The sequence below is a fragment of the Rhodanobacter sp. IGA1.0 genome (assembly GCF_040208325.1).
GTDB lineage: Bacteria > Pseudomonadota > Gammaproteobacteria > Xanthomonadales > Rhodanobacteraceae > Rhodanobacter > Rhodanobacter spathiphylli.
In genome coordinates this window covers 457,026-475,790 of the sequence record NZ_CP157948.1, presented here as the reverse complement: position 1 = coordinate 475,790, position 18,765 = coordinate 457,026, and the positions used below count along the sequence as shown (strand labels likewise).

The window sequence follows — 18,765 nt, the reverse complement described above, 5'->3', positions numbered from 1 at the left end:
GCCCGGATTGCCGGTTACTCGTCGCGGATCGCCGCGATCGGGTCCAGTGCCGCCGCCTGGCGTGCCGGGTAGATGCTGAAGGCCAGCCCGATCAGCACGCAGGCCAGCACCGAGGCGATCACGCCGATCGGTGCCCACGCCACCTGCCAGCCGGCGAAGGCCGCGATCGCGTAGGCCAGCAGGGCGCCGAACAGCAGGCCGGCCAGCGCACCGGCCAGGCAGATCACCAGCGCCTCGCGCAGGAAGCGCTGCACGATGTCTTGGCGGCGCGCACCGATCGCCCGCAGCAGGCCGATTTCGCGGCGGCGTTCCAGCACGTTGGCCAGCATGATGTTCATGATCCCGATGCCGCCGACCAGCAGGCTCACGCCCGCGATCGAGCCCATCACCACGCTGAAGATGCGCTGGGTCTTCTGGTTCTGCCGGTACAGCTGCTGCGGCACGATCAGCCGGTAATCGCCCACGCCGGCATGGCGCTGGTCGAGCAGGACGGTCAGCACGCGAGCGCCGGCAGCCAGGCCTTCGGGGTCCTTCAGGCGCAACAGGAAGCGGTCGACCTCGTCCTCCATCGGCTGGAAGCGGAAGCGCGCCCGGGCGCTGGCCAGCGGCACGAAGACGCGATTGCTCTCCGCCCCCAGCGCCACGCCCTCGAACTTGTCCTGGCCCAGGTCGCGATCGGCCAGCACGCCGACCACGCGCAGCCACACCTGGTTGACCTTGAACAGCCGGCCCAGCGGCTTGCCATCGGGAAACAGGTCGTGCGCCACCTGGTGGCCGAGCACCGCCACCGGGGCCAGGCCGGCATCGTCGTCCGCGGAGAGCGCGCGGCCCTCGGCCAGATGCAGCGAGGCAAGCTGGAAGTAGTCCGGGCTGATGCCGCTGATCTCGGCGTCGGCATGTCCGTCATCGCTGTAGACGTCCCAGCGCTTGACCCGCTTTTCGGCGGCGTAGCGTTCGGCCGACGGCACCACGTCGAGCGCCGCCCGCGCATCGGCCACGGTGAGGCCGATGCTGCGGGCACGGGCTTCCTTCAGCGCATCGCCATCCTGGCTCTTCGCTTCCACGATCAGGTTGTGCAGGCCCAGGCTGTCGACCAGTTTCAGCGCCTCGCGCCGGCTGCCTTCGCCCACGCCCTGCATGGCCACGATCGCACCGACGCCGAAGATCATCCCGAGCAGGGTCAGCAGGGTGCGCAGCTTGCGCCGCGACAGTTCCTCGATGGCCTCGCGCCACAATGCGGAAATCATTTCTCTTCCCCGGCCTTGCCGGCGAGCAGGATGCGGTCGCCGCTCCGGAGTCCGTCGAGCACCTGGGTGCGGGTGGCGCCACGCACGCCCAGCTTCAGCCGCTTCGTGCGCACTTCGTTGCCGGCCAGTACCTGCACGCTGTCGTGGCCGTCGTCGTGACTCAAGGCCATGTTCGGCACACTGTAGCCCTGCGCCTGCAACAGGATGATCTTGCCGACGAAGCGCTGGCCGGGAATCCAGCCGTAGCGCCGCGCCACGTCAGCCGGCAGGGTGGTCTTGAGCGACAGGTATTTCACCGGATTGTCGCGGCTGCGCGGTTGCGCCGCCGAGGCGATCCAGCTGATGCGGGAGCTCACCGTCTGCGCCGGGATGCCCCAGCGATGCAGCTGCACCACGTCGCCCACGCGAATGCCCTGGGCCTCGATCTGCGGCACGCTCAGCTGCACTTCCAGCGCCGCCAGGTCGGGCAGGCTGGCGAAGGTGTTGCCCGCGTAGAGGCTGCCGCCCACGTGCGGCACCTGGTCGCTCCAGTCCCTTTCCAGCACCAGCACGCCGGCATGCGGGGCGCGCAGTTCCAGCGCCTCCAGATCGGCCTGCTTCTGCTTCGCCAGGGTTTCGAAACTGTTGCGCTGGGCATCCAGCACGGCCAGCTCGGCGGCTCCCCGTGACGCCGACTGGTCCTCGCGCCACTGCAGGATGCGCTGGCGCACGTCGAGGTAGTGCACATCCTGCACCGCGTCGAGGATGTCGTTGCGCGCCATCGCGTCCAGGCTGGCGTTGGCGTAGCGCGCGGCGATCGCGTGCTGCGCCGCCACCTGGATCAGGTCGACATCGAGCTGGCCATTCTTGTCATCCAGTTCGGCCTGCTTGCCGGCACGCGCCAACGCGTTGCGCTGCAGGTCGATCTGGGCTTCCAGCAGGTCCTGCTTGCTCTGGTCGGCGGAGAACCGCGCCACCAGCTCGCCTTTTTCCACCGTGCTGCCGTCGGGCAGCATCCAGTTCAGCTGGCGCGAACTCCATTGCTTGCCGGGCACCAGCAGCGGCGTCGGTCGGGTCGAATGCAGTTCGCCCTCGCCGAGCACGCTGAATTCCAGCGGCCCCGCGTGCGCCTGTTCCAGCACGGTGTGATCGGCGTCTGCATGGGTGCATCCGCCCAGCAGGAACAGCAGCAGCCAAGCGTACCGGCTCATCGTTTCGCTCCCACCGCCGCGGTGATCTCGACCTGCACCGGCTGGCCCGGCTTCAGGCGTGGCTGGCCCTGGTCCAGATGGATGATCAGGTCGACCACGGGTATCGCCTCGACCCGCGACTTGCTGTGCACGGTGCCGCCGATTTCGGCGACGACGCCCGACAGGCTGCGATCGCCGCCGGACACCAGCACGCGCACGCGCTGTCCCCTGCTCACCCGGGTGAGCTCGCGCTCGGGCAGTGCGGCGCGCACGGCCAGCGTCGACAGGTCGGGCATCTGCGCCACCGACTGGCCGCGCCAGATCTGCGTGCCGACATCGACCTTGCCGCCCTGCCAGCTGTCCTCGTGCACCACGATGCCGTCGCGCGGCGCCTTGACGGTCAGCGCACCCAGCGACTCCTGCAATTTGCCGACCTCCGTTTCCAGCGCGTCCACGTCCTCATCGGCCATGGCCTGCTCGGCGCTGCGCTCGCGCGCCGCCACCTGCTGTCGCTGCGCGGTCAGGCTCAGCCGCCGCTCTGCCTTGGTCCGCGCCACCACCAGCTTCTGGTAATCCACCCGCGCGATGTAGTCCTTCGGCTGGTCGGCCTTGCGCTGGGCCTTCTCCATCTCGGCGCGCGCCTGCGCGGTGGCCAGCTCGGCTTCGCGGGCGCGATCGGCCAGGTCGAGCTTGAGCTGTTCCTGCTTGCGGCGTTTTTCGGCCAGCTCGCCCTGTTTGGCGGTGAGGTTCTTGACCACCTCGGAGGCCTCGAACGCCACCAGCATGTCGCCCTTTTTCACCGACTCGCCATCGCCGGCCATCTGGCTCACCGTCATCTGCCACAGGCCATCCACCGACGGCGGCGAGATCGCCAGGCTGCGCTGGGCGAACACCTCGCCATCGGCCTTCAGCGGCGCCAGCATGCCGCCACCCGACGCGCCGGCGTGTGGCTGCGGATCATCGAGGTCGCTGTCGACGCGAACGCTCATGCCCTGGCGCAACGGCAGCTTCATCCCGGCGGGCAAGGCGATGTCGACCTCGAAGTAGCGGCCGTCGCCCCAGGCATCCTTGCTGGCCGATGCACCGGCGATGCTGGTGATGCTGCCGCGCAGGCTGCTGCCCGGCAGCGCGTCCACGTGCAACTGCAGCGGCTGCCCCACGCGCAGGCCCGGGCGATCCGGTTCCAGCACCCAGGCCCGCACGGTGTAGCCGCTGGCCTCGCCCACGAGCTCGCCGACCTTGACGCCGGGGAAACTGGTCGAACCCTCCTCGTAACGGCCGCCATTGCCGAACACGTCGTCGAAGCCGTGCACCACGGTGCCGGCGTGGCTGGCGCGCACCACCGCGCCGGCCACCTGCTTCCGGTAGAAATCCAGCGAGGCGCGCTGCTTGCCCAGTTCCAGCTCGCTGTCCTGCCGCCTTCTCGTCACCGCGGCGATGGCCTGGGCCACCTCCTGCTTCTTCAGCGCCAGCGCCCGTTCGGTGCGTTGCATCTCGCCCTGGTGGCGGTCGTAGTCGAGCGCCGAGATCAGCGACTTGGGGATCACCGCGTCCACCGCCGCGGTGTCGCGTTCGGCCTGGGCATCGGCGAGTGCGAGTTCAGCGTCGGCCTGCTTCAGTTCGAGCTCGGCGATTTCCTTGGCGTTCTTGGCGATGGCCTGGTCGAGCTGCGCCTGCAGCGTGCGCAGCTGGGTCTCGGCCGGGCCGGCGTCGATGCGCAGCAGCACGTCGCCGGGCTTCGCCTTCGCGCCGTCGGCGATGTAATAGCGCAACACCACTGGCGAACTCATCGAGGGCGGCGTGAAGATCTCCTGCGCGCCGGCCACTTGCACCTCGCCGCTGAACACCGTCGCCGACGCCAGCGACGGCAGCAGGAGCAGCAGCGCCAGCGCCTCAAGCCGCCGAATCATGCTCGATCCTCCCGTCGCGCAGGCTGATCTGCCGCTGCGCCCGCGCAGCGACGTCGGCGTCATGGGTGACCATCACCACGGTCTGGCCGTCGCCATGCACTTCGGCGAGCAGGGCCAGCACATCGGCGGCGCTCTTCGAGTCGAGGTTGCCGGTGGGCTCGTCGGCCAGCAGCAGGGCCGGCTTCATCAGCAGCGCGCGGGCGATCGCCACGCGCTGCATCTGGCCGCCGGACAGCTGCCCCGGGCGATGTGCCAGGTGCCGCTGCAGGCCCATCCGCTGCAGCAGTTCGTGGGCGCGCTGTTCCAGCCCTTCGTCGGAGCCGCGCAGGAAGCGCCGAGGCAGCAGTGCGTTCTCCAGCACGCTCAGGCGCGGCAGCAGGTGGAACGACTGGAACACGAAACCGATGCGGCGGTTGCGGAAATCGCTGGCGCGCTCGTCGTCGAAGGTGGAGACGTCGACGTCATCCAGCAGGTAACGACCGCTGTCCGGCCGATCGAGGCAACCAAGCATGTTGAGCAAGGTGGACTTGCCCGAACCGGACGGCCCGACGATGGCCATGAACTGGCCCTGCGGCACCGCGAAACTGACCCCGTCCAGCGCGGCGATGAGCTGCCCGCCGATCCGGTAATGACGTGTCACCGCCTCCATGCGCACCATCGTGTTGCCGCCCCCGTCAAGCACTTCCTCGAGTGTTGCGGTTGATGACTGCTTTGACAAGTATCTGTGCCACGGCGGAGATCCACCGCCGCGTCGCACCTGCCGAAGCGGCTCAGCCCGGCGCCAGCAGCGCGTCCAGGTCGCCTTCGTCGAAGCTGAGCTTCTGCCGGCTGCCACCGCCTTCCAGCACGGCAGCGGCCAGTTCGGCCTTGCGCTCCTTCAGTTCCTCGATGCGCTCCTCCACCGTGCCCGAGGTGATCAGGCGGAACACGAACACCGGCTTGTCCTGGCCGATGCGGTGGGCGCGGTCGGACGCCTGCGCTTCGGCGGCGGGATTCCACCACGGGTCGTAGTGGATCACGGTGTCGGCGGCGGTGAGGTTCAGGCCCACGCCGCCGGCCTTCAGCGACAGCAGGAACAGGGGCACGTCGCCGCTCTGGAAACGCTGCACGGGCTCGGCGCGATCGCGGGTGTCGCCGGTGAGGGTGACGTAGCGGATGCGCCGGCGATCGAGCTCGGCGGCGATCAGCTTCAGCATGCCGGTGAACTGCGAGAACAGCAGCACCTTGCGGCCTTCGTCGAGCAGCGCCGGCAGCATGTCCATCAGCAGTTCGAACTTGGCCGATTCATGCACGCCACGCGCGGCCTCCAGCTTCACCAGGCGCGGATCGCAACAGACCTGGCGCAGCTTCAGCAGCGCGTCCAGCACCACGATGCCCGAATGCGAAATGCCGCGCTCGGCGATCACCTCGCGCAGTTCCTCGGCCAGCGACAGGCGCAGGCCTTCGTACAGCTCGCGCTGGCGGCCTTCCAGCACCACGCGGCGGGTGATCTCGGTCTTCGGCGGCAGCTCCTTGGCCACCTGCGACTTGGTCCGGCGCAGGATGAATGGCGAGATGCGCAGGTTCAGCCGCTGCTGGCATTCCTCGTCGTGCTGCTTCTCGATCGGCACGCGGTAGAAACGCCGGAACGCACTCTCGTCGCCGAGCAGGCCGGGCACCGCCAGGTCGACCTGCGACCACAGCTCGCCCAGATGGTTTTCCAGCGGCGTGCCGGTAAGGCAGACATAACGCGGCGTGCGCAGGCTGAGCAAGGCGCGGCGCGCCTGGGTGCGCGGGTTCTTCACCTGCTGCGCCTCGTCCAGCACGATCAGCGCGAACGGTTGCTGGCGCAGCGCCACCACGTCGCGCGGCAACAATGCGTAGCTGGTCAGCACGATGTCCTGCGCGCCCAGCTGGTCGAACTCCTCGGCGCGCTGCGGGCCGTGCAGGGTCAGCACCTGCAGCATCGGCGCGAAGCGGGCGATTTCCGACTGCCAGTTCGGGATCAGGCTGGTCGGCACCACGATCAGCGCAGGCTGGCTCAGCGCACCGCCCTGTTTCAGCGACAGCAGATGGGTGATCAGCTGCAGCGTCTTGCCCAGGCCCATGTCATCGGCCAGCACGCCGCCAACGCCGGCCTCGGCCAGCGCATTCAGCCAGCGCAGGCCTTCGCGCTGGTACGGCCGCATCTCGACGGTGAGGCCTTCGGGCACCGCATCGCTGGCGCGCTCGGCGGCATCGCGCAGGCGCGCGGCGAAGCCGAGCAACGGCTCGGCCGCTTCCAGCTGGCTGCCGCCGGGCATCGCCGCGGCCAGCTCTTCGAGCCGGCCTGCCTGCACCCGCGGCAGGTGGAGCTTCTTGCGCGGCTTCTCCAGGTATTCGGCCAGCGGCGCCAGCAGGCCGCGCAGTTCCTTCAGTCGCACCGGCACGCGCCGGCGCGCATCGACCGGCGCGTACCACACCGCGTCTTCCGGTTCGTTCGGCGCCGGGCTCAGGTTCAGCTGATGCTCGGCCAGCGCCTGCGCCACGGCGGGCAGCAGGTTGTGCCGCTGGCCATCCAGCTCGATGCCGATTTCCAGGTCGAAGGCATGGTCGTCGGCGTCCTCCACCGCGTGGCCGTACCACTGTACCGGGCCTTCCAGCACTTCGAACGGGAAGCTGGGCGCGTACTCGACCTGGAAGTTCTCGGCCTCCAGCTTGGGCCGCAGCGCCAGCCAGCGGGCGGGCGTGTTGACCTCCAGCGCGCCGGCATAGCCGGTGCCGGGAAACAGCCACGCGTCGTCGGGCAAGGTCTCGGCCACGTCCCATGGCAGGCCTTCGGTATCCACGCCGGGGGTGAGGCCGGCGCGCTCGAGCTGTTCCATCGCGGTCAGTTCTTCGGCGCGGCGACGGTTGATCTCCACCAGTTGCCCGTTGCGCACCCGGCGCACCAGCGGTTCGCCACCGCGGCCGGGCAGGCGTTCGCCGGCGTAGTCGAAGGCCAGCCTGGCGTAGCCGAGCGGCGGCGTGCCGGCGGCCAGCCGGGCATGCCGGGTCAGCGCGTGCAGGATCAGGATGGGCTTGGGCGCCAGCTCCGAGCGGCGCACCTCGCCGAACACCTGGGGCGGCGGCACCCGCGTGGCGAGGCGACTGCCGCTCAAGCGGCTGCGCAGGCGGCGACCGTGCTCATGCTTCAGCGGCGGCAGGTCGAGCCAGTGGGTCTCCTCGCCGGCGGCATCGAAGCGGCCCACGGTGGCGCGCTCCACATCGAGATACCACAGGCAGTCGATGCGCAGCAGGCGCTGGCTGTGCGGCAGCACCGGCAACAGGCGCTGGCTGCCGTCCGGCTCCATCTTCCAGTGCCAGTTGAGCTGGTGCGACTTGCCGCGCGACAGGCGCAGGCCAGCCAGCCCGCCGAGGAAACAGGGCGCGGTGTCGAGGATCTCGGCCAACAGGGTGTCGCCGACGTGGCCGCCCATGCGCGCATAGCTGCGCCCCTTGCGCACGTTCTGCGGCAGGCCGAGCATGGTCGCGGCCAGGCGTTGCTCGTGGGGCTGCAGCGGCGACTGCGCCAGGTGCCGACTGTCCAGCGGCACCGGCCGCGCGTAGCGACCGTGCTCGACCACGCCGAGCAGCACCGGCGCCACGTCCAGGCGCGCGAACGGGGCATTCTCTTCGGGCATCACTTCCAGGAAGAAACCGAGCACGCCCGGCTCGTCCGTCGCGGTCGGCCGGGGCGCAGCCAGCAGCCGTCGCCATGCCTGCGGCAGGGCTTCGTCGTCGCCGGATGCTGCGCTGGCGGCGTGCTGTTTCTCGTCCGGTTGCTGCATGCGCATGCGGTCCGTGGCGATGACCAAAACATTGAGCTTAGCAGCGCGCGGGCTGGATGCGATCGTTGCGATCGCATCCCCGGCCAATGCGGACCGGGGCGCGGGGGAGAATCAGGTCCGGTGAAGAAAACCACTTCCTGTGGTTTTCTTCTATCGCACGTCCGGTACACGCCCGGACGTGCTCACGCGGATCAGTCACTTGCGTGACCGATCCGCGTCCGGCCATCCCTGGCCGGGCTTCGAGGTTGAAAAATCACAACCTCTCAGGCGTTGCCGAACAGCCCGTGCGGATATTCCGGCTTCTGCTCGCGCGCCATCAGCGCCTTGAGCCCTGCCACCGGAGTGACCTCGCCATGCAGCACGGCGCGCACGCCGGCACTGATCGGCAGGTCCAGGCCGTGCTTGTCGGCCAGCCGTGCCACCTCGTCGGCGGTGAGGATGCTTTCGACCACCTGGCCGATCCGGCGCACCGCTTCGTCGATCGCGATGCCCTGGCCCAGCGCCAGACCCAGCCGGCGGTTGCGCGACAGGTCGCCGGTGCAGGTCAGCACCAGGTCGCCCAGGCCGGAAAGCCCGATCAGGGTTTCCGGCCGCGCGCCCAGCGCCACGCCCAGCCGCAGCATCTCGTTCATGCCGCGGGTGATCAGGCCGGCGCGGGCGTTGAGGCCCAGGTCCATGCCGTCGGCGATGCCGGTGGCCACCGCCAGCACGTTCTTCATCGCCCCGCCAAGCTCGGCGCCCAGCACGTCGCCGCCGGAATACGCGCGCAGGTTCGGCGCGTGCAGCAGGGTCGCCAGCTGCTGCGCGAACGCCGCATCGTCCGAGTGCACGGTGACGGCGCTGGGCAGGCCGGACGCCACTTCCTTCGCAAACGAGGGCCCGGTGACCACGGCCGCCGCGCGACCGGGCAGCTTCTCCGCCACCAGCTCGTGCAGGAAACGGCCGGTGCCCGGCTCGAAACCCTTGGTGGCCCAGGCGATCGCGGTATCCGCATCGAGCAGCGGTGCCAGTTCGTCCAGCATGCTGGCGAAGGCATGGCTGGGCACCACGATCAGTACGATGCCGGCGCCGCGCACGGCGCGGGCCAGGTCGCTTTCGTAGCCCAGTTGCTCCGGCAACTCGATGTCCGGCAGGTAGCGCTGGTTGACGCGAGCGGCCGCCATCGCCGCCAGGGCCCCGGCATCGCGCCCCCACAAGGTGGTGGGCACGCCGTTGCGTGCGATCAGGGCCGCCAGCGCAGTGCCCCAGGAGCCGGCGCCGAGAACGGTCAGCTTCGGGTGGTCAGGCATGGGCCGGACTCAGCTGTTCAGCGTGGCCGGGGCTTCGTCGCCGCCCATCGCGCGGCGCTGCTGTTCCGCGAACAGCGCATCGAAGTTGATCGGCTGCAGCAGGAACGGCGGGAAGCCGCCTTCCAGCACCAGCGACGAAATCACCTGGCGGGCGTACGGGAACAGCAGGTTCGGGCAGTAGCTGCCGATGATGCCGGCCTGGTCGGCCTCGCTGAAGCCGGCGATGCCGAACACGCCGGCCTGCTCCACTTCCGCCAGGTACGCGGTGCGCTGGCCGATGGTGCAGGTCAGGGTCAGGCTGAGCACCACTTCGTACATGTTGTTGCCCAGATCGGTGGCCTTCTGGCCCAGGTTCAGCTGCACCTGCGGCTGATCCTTCTCGTCGATCTCCTGGAAGATCTGCGGCGCGTTCGGCGCCTCGAAGGACACGTCCTTCACGTAGATCTTCTGCATCACCAGCTGCGGCTGACTGGACTGGCCGTTGGCCTGGTCGTTGGTGATCTCTTGTGCCATCGGGCGTTCCTCGAGTCGGGTCGTTTGAATAAAAGAGGACGATTGTTCCATACATCCCCGCCGCGCGCACGCCGGCGGGGACCGCCAAATGCGGCAAAGATTGCGCAGGGCGCTGTTTTTCTGCGATCATACGCGGCTCGCCTCTGTCGACCCGGTGTTTCCGGGCGGTCCGCCACGCGGTACGGACCTCACGCTCACGCGACGCAAGACCTCCAGCATCGCGTGGCGCATGGCGCCGCTGGGCCGATCACACCCTGGCCAACGGGTGTCAAAAAAATTTACGGAGGTCGTCATGGCCCGTGTATGTCAAGTCACCGGTAAGGGTGTGATGAGCGGCAACAACGTCTCGCACGCCAACAACCGTACCCGTCGCCGCTGGTTGCCCAACCTGCATGAGCGTCGTTTCTGGGTGGCCAGCGAGAATCGCTGGATCAAGCTGCGCGTTTCCAACAACGCCCTGCGCACCATCGACAAGAATGGCATCGAGGCCGTGATTGCCGACATGCGCGCCCGCGGCGAAAAGGTCTGAGGATCAAACCATGGCTAACAAGACCCAAGACAAGATCCGCATGATCTCCACGGCCGGCACCGGTCACTTCTACACCACGCAGAAGAACAAGAAGAACACCCCGGAAAAGTTCGAGTTCAAGAAGTACGATCCGGTGGTTCGCAAGCACGTGATGTACAAGGAAGGCAAGATCAAGTAATTGATCGACGCGCCGAAGAAAACCCGCCCCCGTGGCGGGTTTTCTTTTGCCTGCTTGCCGGGCCGGCGACTGCCACGCATCATCGCCGGATGAGTCCCGCCCCGTTGATCGCATTGTTTCCCGAGCTGCTCGGCGACGAGAGCTGGCGACAGTTGCCAGCGGCGGTGCAGGCCATGCACGGCTCGTCGCCACGGTTGCAGGCCAGCGGCCTGGCCGACATCACCGGCGACCCCCGCCTGCCCGCACGCTGGTTGCGCCGGCTGCTGGGCTTGCCGTCGCCAGGCCCGGCGCAGGCACTGGCACTGACCATCGAACGCCGCAACGACCGCGAGGTCTGGACCCGCCGTTTCGCCAGCAGGCGGATGCGCTCCACGCTGGGCCGGCGCAACGGCTCGCCCCTGCTGTTCGAAACGCTGGGACCGGCCCGGCTGGGTTTCGCCCTGCGCCAGGACGGTGACGCGATCGACTGGCAGCTGCGCAGCGTGCACTTCCTCGGCCTGCCCTGCCCGCGGGCGCTGCATGGCCAGGTGCTTTCGCGCAGCGGCATCCGTGACGGTCGCTACCAGTTCAGCGTCGACGTGCGGCTGCCGTGGCTGGGCCAGCTGGTCGCCTACCACGGCTGGCTGGAACCTTCGCAAACCGGGGCAACACCGGATGAAGGCTGAAACCGCCGCACCGGTGATCGTGTTCGACGGCGTCTGCCTGCTGTGCAGTCGCTGGGTGCGCTTCCTGCTGAAGCACGATCGCGCATCGCGCTACCACTTCGCCGCGATGCAATCGGAGCACGGCCGCGCCCTGCTGCTGGCGCACGGGCTGGACCCGGACTCGCCGCTGTCGTTCCTGCTGGTCGAAGACCAGTACGGCTACACCGACACCCGGGCGATCGTGCAGATCCTGCGCAGCCTGGGCCAGCGTCGCTGGCGCTGGCTGGGCCATGCGCTGCATCGGGTGCCGCGCTGGCTCGCCGACCCGGCCTATCGCTTCGTGGCCCGCCACCGCTACCGGATCTTCGGACAGAGCCGCAGCTGCTTCGTGCCCACGCCGGAACAACGCGCGCGTTTCAGCCCGTAAGCGCTTCCAGCTGCGTCTGGATCGCGAAGCCATCGAGTGCTTCAAGCGCCTCGTCGAGCGTGAACAGGCCCATGCACGGCATCGCCCCGCGTGCCGACAGGCTGCCGTCGGCCAGCTTGCGGGCCAGCACCACCGCGGGCGTGGCGGGAATCTGCGGGCCATCGCCGGCACCGGCGCGCAACGACCAGCGCAACTTCAGCGCCCGCCCCTGGGCGTCGCGCCCGCGCAGCTCGACCAGCATGCCGCCGACGTCGCTGCCCGCGCCGAGGAACCATTCGCTGATCCGGCGCAGGCGCGTGGCGTGGCGGGCCAGGTCGCGCAGCAGCCCCAGTCGCACCAGCCACGCCGCGGCCAGCGTGCCGAAGTGCAGAAGCTTCAGCTCCAGCCCTGCCCGGAAGATCACCGTGCGCACGCCCGGATAGCGCAACGGGAACAGGGCCAGATCCGGCACGTCGCACAAGCCGACCCAGCGCGGGCCGAACGCAAACCGCGGACGACGCGTCAGCATCCAGCCGTGGCCCCGCCGCCAGCGACCGTCGCGCCACAGTTCCACCGGGCGACCGCAATAGCCCAGGATCGCCGCCACCGTGGCGTCGCCACGCGGCGTGCGGTTGCCTGGGCTGATCGCGTGCTCGATCACGTCGAGCGCAGCGAAGCGCGGCAACAGGCCATCCACCACCGCGCTGCTCAGCGCGGGCACCGTGGAGGCGCCGCTGACCAGCAGGCGACCGGCTTCCCGTGCACGGTCGTCCAGGCGGCTCATGCCGCCGACGAAGTCGCGTCCATCGGCAAGGTCGATGTAGTCGCTGGCGCAAGCCAGGCACGCCTCGGCCACCCGATAGTCCTGTTGCTGGAACGGACCGGCCGCGTGGATCACCAGCTGCGGCCGCAACGCGGCCAGCGCATCGGCCAGACCCGGCGCGGCCACGTCGAGCGCAGCCAGCTGCACCGATGCATCGCCCAGCGCCTCACGCAGCGCCGCCAGGCTCTGCGCCCGTCGGCCGGCGACGACCAGCTGAAAGCACGGATCGCCGGCCAGCTGGCGGGCGATCCGCGAACCGAACACGCCGGTGGCGCCGATCAACACTACGCGCAAGGCCATCCATTCCCCCGTGGCGATCCCCGAAAAACAAAACCCGCCGGACGGCGGGTTCTGCTGAAACATGCTGGCTTCCGATCAGGCCGTGGCCACGCCGTAGCCCTTCAGCCGCTGGGCGAATTCCTGCAGCGCCCGGATGCCGCTTTCCTCCGCTTCGTGAATCCACTGCTGCAGGCCCTTCAGCGCCTGCTCGGCACCGCGCTGCTCCATCAGCGCCGCCAGGCGGCTGCGGAACTCGACCACGGTGGCCAGCGTCGGACGCCTGGCGAGCACCGCCTGCATGCGGTCACGGCCTTCGCTGTCCAGCCAGCGGCCACCGTCGGCCAGGGCGCGACGCAGGCGACGCGGGGTGGACTTCAGGCTTTCGCCGGCATGCTGCGCCTCTTCGGCGATGGTCGGCAGGATCACGCCGCGGTAGTAGTCGGTCATCGCCTGGAAGCGATGGGTCAGCACGGCCTTCAGCGTTTCGGCATCGGGCAGGCGCACGTTCGGACGGATGTCGAGGGTGGGCGCCACCCGCAGCACCTTGGCCAGGCCCACCGCACGCAGGCCGCAGATCACCGCCCAGCCGATGTCGAATTCCCACTTGCGCAGGGCGAACTTGGCCGAGCTGGGGAACGCATGATGGTTGTTGTGCAGCTCTTCGCCGCCGATCCAGAACGCCCACGGGATCAGGTTGCGCGCGGTGTCCGCGCTTTCGAAGTTGCGATAGCCGGCCCAGTGGCCGATGCCGTTGACGAAACCGGCGGCCCAGAACGGAATCCACACCATCTGCAGCGCCCACAGCGCCGCACCGATCACGCCGAACAGCGCCACGCTGATGAACAGCATCAGGGTCGGGCCCCAATACGGATGCGCGCCGTAGACGTGCTTCTCGACCCAGTCGTCGGGGGTGCCGCGGCCGTACTGCTCCATGTCCTGCTTGTTCTCGCAGGCGTCGCGGTACAGCGACACGCCATCCCAGAACACCTTCCTGATGCCGTAGATCATCGGGCTGTGCGGGTCTTCCTCGGTCTCGACCTTGGCGTGGTGCTTGCGATGCACGGCCACCCATTCGCGGGTGACCATGCCGGTGGTGAGCCAGCCCCAGAAACGGAAGAAGTGCGCCAGCACGGGGTGGAAATCCACGCCGCGGTGGGTCTGGCTGCGATGCAGGTACAGGGTCACCGTGAAGATGGTGAGCTGGGTCATCACCAGCATGTACACGGCGATCTGGCCCCAGCTTGCGCCGGTCAGACCATCGTTGAGGAAATTGATTACCGCGTCGAGCATGGAAGGCACCGGATGAGGGACAAGTCAGTGTAAATCAGGGGCTTCCGTACCCACCAGCATGTTGCGAACCACGAATGATAGCAGTTGGTCAAGCCGTGGAAGCTAAGGCGACGTTATTCACGCGCCTGTTGTTTCAGGATGGGGGCGCCATGACAATCAGGCAATGACCACCATCGTTCCGGCCTCACCCAGGACCGTGCTGCAACTGGATCGCCTCAGCCGCCGACGCGCCGGCCGCCAGGCCGTGCGCGAGCTCAGCCTGGCGCTGAAAAGCGGCGAGGTGATGGGCCTGCTGGGCGTCAACGGCGCCGGCAAGTCGACCACCTTGTCGATGATCGCCGGCGCGCTGCGCCCGGACAGCGGCGGCATCCAGCTGAACGGCGAGGATTTCCTCGAATATCCGGAACTCGCCCGCCAGCAGATCGGCTGGCTGCCCGAGTGTGCGCCGGTGTGGGCCGAGCTCACGGTGGAAGAACACCTGGACGCGCACGGACGCTTGCGCGGCATGAACGGCAGCGACCTGCGCGCGGCCCGCAGCGCGATCATCGAGCGGCTGGAACTGCAGCCACTGGCCCGGCGCCTGGCCGGCGTGCTGTCGCAAGGCCAGCGCCAGCGGCTCGGGCTGGCCTGCGCGCTGCTGCATCGCCCGGCCCTGCTGGTGCTGGATGAACCGGCCAACGCGCTCGATCCGGTGCAGGTCGCCGCCCTGCGCTCGCTGATCAGCGAGCAGGCCGCCGCCGGCACCGCGGTGATCCTGTCCACCCACCTGCTGGCCGAGGTGACCGCGGTATGCGATCGCGTGGCGATCCTGCACGAGGGCACGCTGCGCCATGACGGCGCCGTGCTGGCCGACGACCACGCGGCACTGGAACAGACCTTCTTCGGGATTGCGATGAACGGCAGCGACAAGGCGCAGGCCGCATGACCCTGCTTGCGGTGGCACGACTGGAATGGCGCCGGTTGCTGGTGCGCCCGCTGGCCTGGGTGCTGGCGGCGTTGACGCTGGCCTGGCTGGCCTGGAACTTCACCCTGCTGCTGGGCAATTTCCTGGCCGGCCAGATCCAGCGCGCCGCCCAGCCGGACGGCCCCGGCTTCGTCGACCTGGTCGGCGTGCCGCTGCTGGGCCAGCTCGCCCAGCTGGCCTTCCTGGTGGTGCCGCTGCTGGGCATGTCGGTGATCGCCGGCGAACGTCGCAACGGTACCTTGCCGCTGATGTTCGCCGCGGGCGTGCCCGCTTCGCGCATCGTGCTGGGCAAGTACCTGGCCCTGCTCGGCTGGCTGTTGCTGTGGCTGGCGCTGACCCTGGCGATGCCGCTGGTGCTGATGCACGCCACCCACTTCGACTGGGGCAAGCTGGCCGCCGCCAGCCTGGGCCTCGCCCTGATGCTGACCACGCTGGCGGCGATCGCGGTGGCCTGCTCCAGCTTCGCCTCGCATCCGGCGATTGCGGCTGCCGCCGCCCTGGTCATCGCGCTGGCGCTGTGGAGCGTGAACCTGGGCGCGCAGCTGGCCGGCGTCAACGGCGGCGCAATCAACTGGCTGGCAATGAGCTCGCACCTGCAGCCGCTGCTGCGCGGACTGGTGTCCAGCACCGACGTCGCGTGGTTCGTGTTGCTGGCCGCGCTGTCGCTGGCGCTGGCGGCGCGCCGGCTCGCCGCCGACCGGGAGCGTGGCTGATGCGAGACCTGTTCAGACGTCTGGACGGCTGGCTGTTCGCCGCGCTGCTGGTGCTGGCCTGCGTCGCGCTGGGCTATCTCTCGACCCGTTACGCGAAGCAGTCCGACTGGACCGCCAACGGCCGCACCAGCCTGTCGGCGGAAAGTCGGGCCGTGCTGGCGCAGTTGCAGGGCCCGGTGGAAATCGTCAGCTACGCGCGGCCGCAGGGCGACCTGCGCCAGACCGTCGCCGGCTTCCTGCAGCGCTACCAGGCGGTGAAGCCCGACCTCACGCTGCGCTTCGTCGACCCGCAACTGGACCCGGCGAAGATGCGCGAGCTGGGCATCACGGTCGACGGCGCGCTGATCCTGCACTACCAGGATCGCGAGCAACGCCTGGACGAGTTGTCCGAGCGCAGCCTCACCAATGCGCTGGAACGGTTGCTGCGCGGCCGCGACCGCATCGTGGCCTTCGTCACCGGCGACGGCGAGCGCCGCGCCGACGGCCAGGGCAATGGTGATCTGGGCACCTTCATCGCCCAGCTGGAAAGTCGCGGCATGCGCGCGGTGCCGCTGAACTTCAGCCAGGTCAGCGCCGTGCCCGAGCACACCGACCTGGTGGTGCTGGCCAGTCCGGAAGTGGCGCTGCCGCCGGCGGCGGTGCAGGCGCTGGTCAACTACGTGGCCAACGGCGGCAACCTGCTGTGGCTGTCCGAGCCGGCCAACGACGACCTGGGCCTCGGGCCGCTGGCCGCCACGCTGGGCGTGCGCGTGCTGCCCGGCGTGCTGGTCGATGGTTCGGGTGCCGCGCTGGGGCTGCACGACCCGCGCCTGATCACCCTGGGCGACTACCCGGCGCAGGCGATCACCCGCGGCTTCAGCCTGACCACGCTGTTTCCGCAGGCCTCCGCGCTGGCGCAGCTCGACCAGAGCGGCTGGGCGTTCGCGCCGTTCCTGCGTTCCAGCGCGCAAAGCTGGACCGAATTCCAGCCGATCGACAACGCGAAGTCGTCCGACATCCGCTTCGATGCCGACGTGGGCGAGCTGAAGGGTCCGCTGGACTTCGGCTTCGCCCTGAGCCGGCTGTCGCCCAGCCCGGACAAGAGCGAGCAGCGCGCGGTGGTGATCGGCGACGGCGACTTCCTGTCCAACACCTACCTGGGCAATGGCGGCAATCGCGCACTGGGCGAACGCGTGTTCGACTGGCTGCTCGGCGACGACAAGCTGGTCAACCTGCCGCCGCGGGGCGCGCCGGACCGGCTGCTGCAGATCTCGCAGGGGGAGTTGAACGCGCTGAGCTTCGGCTTCCTGATCGCGCTGCCGCTGCTGTTGCTGCTGATCGGCGGCGCCATCGTGTGGCGTCGGCGGCGGCGCTGAGCGATGAAGCGCGCGCAGCGTCGCAATCTGTTCTTGCTGCTGGGCGTGCTGGTCCTGCTCGGCGTGGCCGGCTGGCAACTGCAGCGTGATGCCAGCCGGGAAACCGGCCCGCTGACCATGCTGGACCCGGCGACCATCACGCAGATCAGCCTCACCCTGCCGGGCGCCGCCCCGCTGGATTACCGCAAGCACGACGACGGCCACTGGTGGCGCACCGACGGCACGCCCGGCCGCGTCGCCAAGGATGACCGCCTCGACGATCTCGCCGGCATCGCCGCCGCCCATGTGCTGAGCTGGCGCCCGGCCAGCGACTTCGATCCGGCAAAGATAGGCCTGCAGCCGCCCCGCGCGGTGCTGGTGCTGGATGGCGAAAGGCTCGAGTTCGGCGAAAGCTCGGTCACCGGGCCGCAGCATTACGTGCGGGTGGGGGATCGGGTGGCGCTGGTGTCGTCGCGCTACATGCCGCGATCGCCGGCCATCGCCGTGACCGAGCTGCACTGAGAGGTTGTGAGCTTCAACCTCTCACGCCGGCCACGGCGAGGGCATGGATGCCCGAGTTGAGGCAACGCAGGAGCGGTTGCCCGATGGCCGGGCGCGAAGCAGTCATGTAAATGACTGATTCGTGTGAGCACGTCCGGGCGTGTACCGGACGTGCAATAGAGGAAAACCACAGGAAGTGGTTTTTTTCACAAACTCTGAGCGACCGGATCGAACGTGCCCGAACTGCCCGAAGTCGAAACCACCCGTCGCGGCATCGCGCCGTACCTGATCGGCCGGCGCGTGACCGGGGTGACCCTGCGTCGTCCCGACCTGCGCTGGCCGATTCCGCCGGAGATCAGCGCCATACTGCCCGGCCAGCGCATCGACGCGGTGGAACGCCGGGCGAAATACCTGCTGCTGCACACCGAAGCCGGCAGCGCGCTGCTGCACCTGGGCATGACCGGCGTGCTGCGCGTGCTGCCGCCGGACGCGCCCATCGGCAAGCACGATCACGTGGACATCGCGCTGGAACGCACGACGGGGCAGGCGCCGCGCATCCTGCGCTTCACCGATCCACGCCGCTTCGGCTGCCTGCTGTGGCAGGCGCCCGGCGAGACCCACGAACTGCTGGCGAAGCTGGGGCCGGAACCGTTGACCGACGCCTTCGACGGCGACCTGATGTGGCACTTGTCGCGCGGACGCACGGCGGCGGTGAAACTGTTCCTGATGGACAACGCCGTCGTGGTGGGCGTGGGCAACATCTACGCCAGCGAGGCGCTGTTCTACGCCGGCATCGATCCCCGGCTCGCCGCGGGCAAGGTCTCGCGCGCACGCTACGCACGACTGGCCGCCGAGGTGAAGCGCCTGCTGGCCTGGGCCATCGAGCGCGGCGGCACCACCTTGCGCGACTTCATCAGCCCCGACGGCGCACCGGGCTATTTCTTCCGCGAGCTGATGGTCTATGGCCGCGCCGGCGAACCCTGCCGGGTGTGCAACACGCCGATCCGCCAGGTCACCTTGGGCCAGCGCTCGACGTTCTGGTGTCCGCACTGCCAGCGTTGAAGCGGGCCGGCCGGCGCGTGTTCCGCTCATTGTTTCTTTTTGGAAACAGACTAACCACGAGTCGCCGGCTAGCCAGGCTGCTTTTCGGGCCTAACATATTCGCCATGGATCGCGAAATACAGCGAT

18 protein-coding genes are annotated in these 18,765 nt (G+C 69.0%); 9 read left to right on the top strand and 9 right to left on the bottom strand.

Features of this window, described 5'->3' with window-relative positions; all coding sequences use genetic code 11:
• Nucleotides 1-14: 14 nt before the first annotated feature.
• From ABNK63_RS02005 to secB, 7 genes are all read right to left on the bottom strand, one after another.
• Nucleotides 15-1,247 (bottom strand): ABC transporter permease, encoded by a 1,233-nt coding sequence (locus tag ABNK63_RS02005; RefSeq protein ID WP_350016552.1) that lies wholly within the window; start codon nt 1,245-1,247, stop codon nt 15-17.
• A complete protein-coding gene (locus ABNK63_RS02000; protein ID WP_350016551.1) occupies nt 1,244-2,437 on the bottom strand; it encodes a hypothetical protein in 1,194 nt (397 codons plus the stop codon). The genes ABNK63_RS02005 and ABNK63_RS02000 overlap by 4 nt, the downstream gene beginning before the upstream one ends.
• Nucleotides 2,434-4,326 carry an HlyD family efflux transporter periplasmic adaptor subunit gene (locus ABNK63_RS01995; RefSeq protein ID WP_350016550.1) on the bottom strand — a complete coding sequence of 631 codons (1,893 nt, stop codon included), beginning with the start codon at nt 4,324-4,326 and terminating at the stop codon, nt 2,434-2,436. The genes ABNK63_RS02000 and ABNK63_RS01995 overlap by 4 nt, the downstream gene beginning before the upstream one ends.
• Nucleotides 4,310-4,975, bottom strand: a complete 666-nt coding sequence (locus tag ABNK63_RS01990; protein WP_350016549.1) for an ABC transporter ATP-binding protein — start codon at nt 4,973-4,975, stop codon at nt 4,310-4,312. The genes ABNK63_RS01995 and ABNK63_RS01990 overlap by 17 nt, the downstream gene beginning before the upstream one ends.
• Before the next feature lie 121 nt (nt 4,976-5,096).
• Entirely contained in the window at nt 5,097-8,114 is a 3,018-nt protein-coding gene (locus tag ABNK63_RS01985) for a DEAD/DEAH box helicase (protein ID WP_350017178.1), read from the bottom strand.
• Between the two features lie 263 nt (nt 8,115-8,377).
• Nucleotides 8,378-9,403 (bottom strand): NAD(P)H-dependent glycerol-3-phosphate dehydrogenase, encoded by a 1,026-nt coding sequence (locus tag ABNK63_RS01980; protein WP_350016548.1) that lies wholly within the window; start codon nt 9,401-9,403, stop codon nt 8,378-8,380.
• A 9-nt stretch (nt 9,404-9,412) separates the two neighbouring features.
• Nucleotides 9,413-9,916, bottom strand: coding sequence for a protein-export chaperone SecB (secB, locus tag ABNK63_RS01975; protein ID WP_007810352.1), 504 nt, complete (start codon nt 9,914-9,916; stop codon nt 9,413-9,415).
• A 292-nt stretch (nt 9,917-10,208) separates the two neighbouring features.
• On the opposite strand from secB, the gene rpmB reads away from it, so the two are divergent.
• The 4 genes from rpmB to ABNK63_RS01955 all read left to right on the top strand — a co-directional run bounded on the left by rpmB (nt 10,209) and on the right by ABNK63_RS01955 (nt 11,694).
• Entirely contained in the window at nt 10,209-10,445 is a 237-nt protein-coding gene (rpmB, locus tag ABNK63_RS01970; RefSeq protein ID WP_007810354.1) for a 50S ribosomal protein L28, read from the top strand.
• A 10-nt stretch (nt 10,446-10,455) separates the two neighbouring features.
• Entirely contained in the window at nt 10,456-10,623 is a 168-nt protein-coding gene (gene rpmG, locus ABNK63_RS01965; protein WP_007810357.1) for a 50S ribosomal protein L33, read from the top strand.
• Between the two features lie 89 nt (nt 10,624-10,712).
• A complete protein-coding gene (locus ABNK63_RS01960; RefSeq protein WP_350016547.1) occupies nt 10,713-11,288 on the top strand; it encodes a DUF4166 domain-containing protein in 576 nt (191 codons plus the stop codon).
• Complete coding sequence (locus ABNK63_RS01955; RefSeq protein WP_007810361.1) at nt 11,278-11,694, top strand: thiol-disulfide oxidoreductase DCC family protein; 417 nt, start codon at nt 11,278-11,280, stop codon at nt 11,692-11,694. The genes ABNK63_RS01960 and ABNK63_RS01955 overlap by 11 nt, the downstream gene beginning before the upstream one ends.
• On the opposite strand, the gene ABNK63_RS01950 is transcribed toward ABNK63_RS01955, so the two are convergent.
• Both ABNK63_RS01950 and ABNK63_RS01945 read right to left on the bottom strand, forming a co-directional pair.
• Nucleotides 11,684-12,796: a saccharopine dehydrogenase NADP-binding domain-containing protein gene (locus ABNK63_RS01950; protein ID WP_350016546.1), complete on the bottom strand. Its 1,113-nt coding sequence runs from the start codon at nt 12,794-12,796 to the stop codon at nt 11,684-11,686. The genes ABNK63_RS01955 and ABNK63_RS01950 overlap by 11 nt on opposite strands.
• 75 nt (nt 12,797-12,871) lie before the next feature.
• Nucleotides 12,872-14,065, bottom strand: a complete 1,194-nt coding sequence (locus ABNK63_RS01945; protein ID WP_350016545.1) for a fatty acid desaturase — start codon at nt 14,063-14,065, stop codon at nt 12,872-12,874.
• Between the two features lie 163 nt (nt 14,066-14,228).
• On the opposite strand from ABNK63_RS01945, the gene ABNK63_RS01940 reads away from it, so the two are divergent.
• The 5 genes from ABNK63_RS01940 to mutM all read left to right on the top strand — a co-directional run bounded on the left by ABNK63_RS01940 (nt 14,229) and on the right by mutM (nt 18,639).
• Nucleotides 14,229-14,990 (top strand): ABC transporter ATP-binding protein, encoded by a 762-nt coding sequence (locus ABNK63_RS01940; RefSeq protein WP_350016544.1) that lies wholly within the window; start codon nt 14,229-14,231, stop codon nt 14,988-14,990.
• Complete coding sequence (locus ABNK63_RS01935; protein ID WP_350016543.1) at nt 14,987-15,742, top strand: ABC transporter permease subunit; 756 nt, start codon at nt 14,987-14,989, stop codon at nt 15,740-15,742. The genes ABNK63_RS01940 and ABNK63_RS01935 overlap by 4 nt, the downstream gene beginning before the upstream one ends.
• Nucleotides 15,742-17,097, top strand: coding sequence for a GldG family protein (locus tag ABNK63_RS01930; RefSeq protein ID WP_350016542.1), 1,356 nt, complete (start codon nt 15,742-15,744; stop codon nt 17,095-17,097). The genes ABNK63_RS01935 and ABNK63_RS01930 overlap by 1 nt, the downstream gene beginning before the upstream one ends.
• 3 nt (nt 17,098-17,100) lie before the next feature.
• Nucleotides 17,101-17,598: a hypothetical protein gene (locus ABNK63_RS01925; protein WP_350016541.1), complete on the top strand. Its 498-nt coding sequence runs from the start codon at nt 17,101-17,103 to the stop codon at nt 17,596-17,598.
• A gap of 213 nt (nt 17,599-17,811) precedes the next feature.
• Nucleotides 17,812-18,639: a bifunctional DNA-formamidopyrimidine glycosylase/DNA-(apurinic or apyrimidinic site) lyase gene (gene mutM, locus ABNK63_RS01920; protein WP_350016540.1), complete on the top strand. Its 828-nt coding sequence runs from the start codon at nt 17,812-17,814 to the stop codon at nt 18,637-18,639.
• The last annotated feature ends 126 nt before the right edge of the window (nt 18,640-18,765 follow it).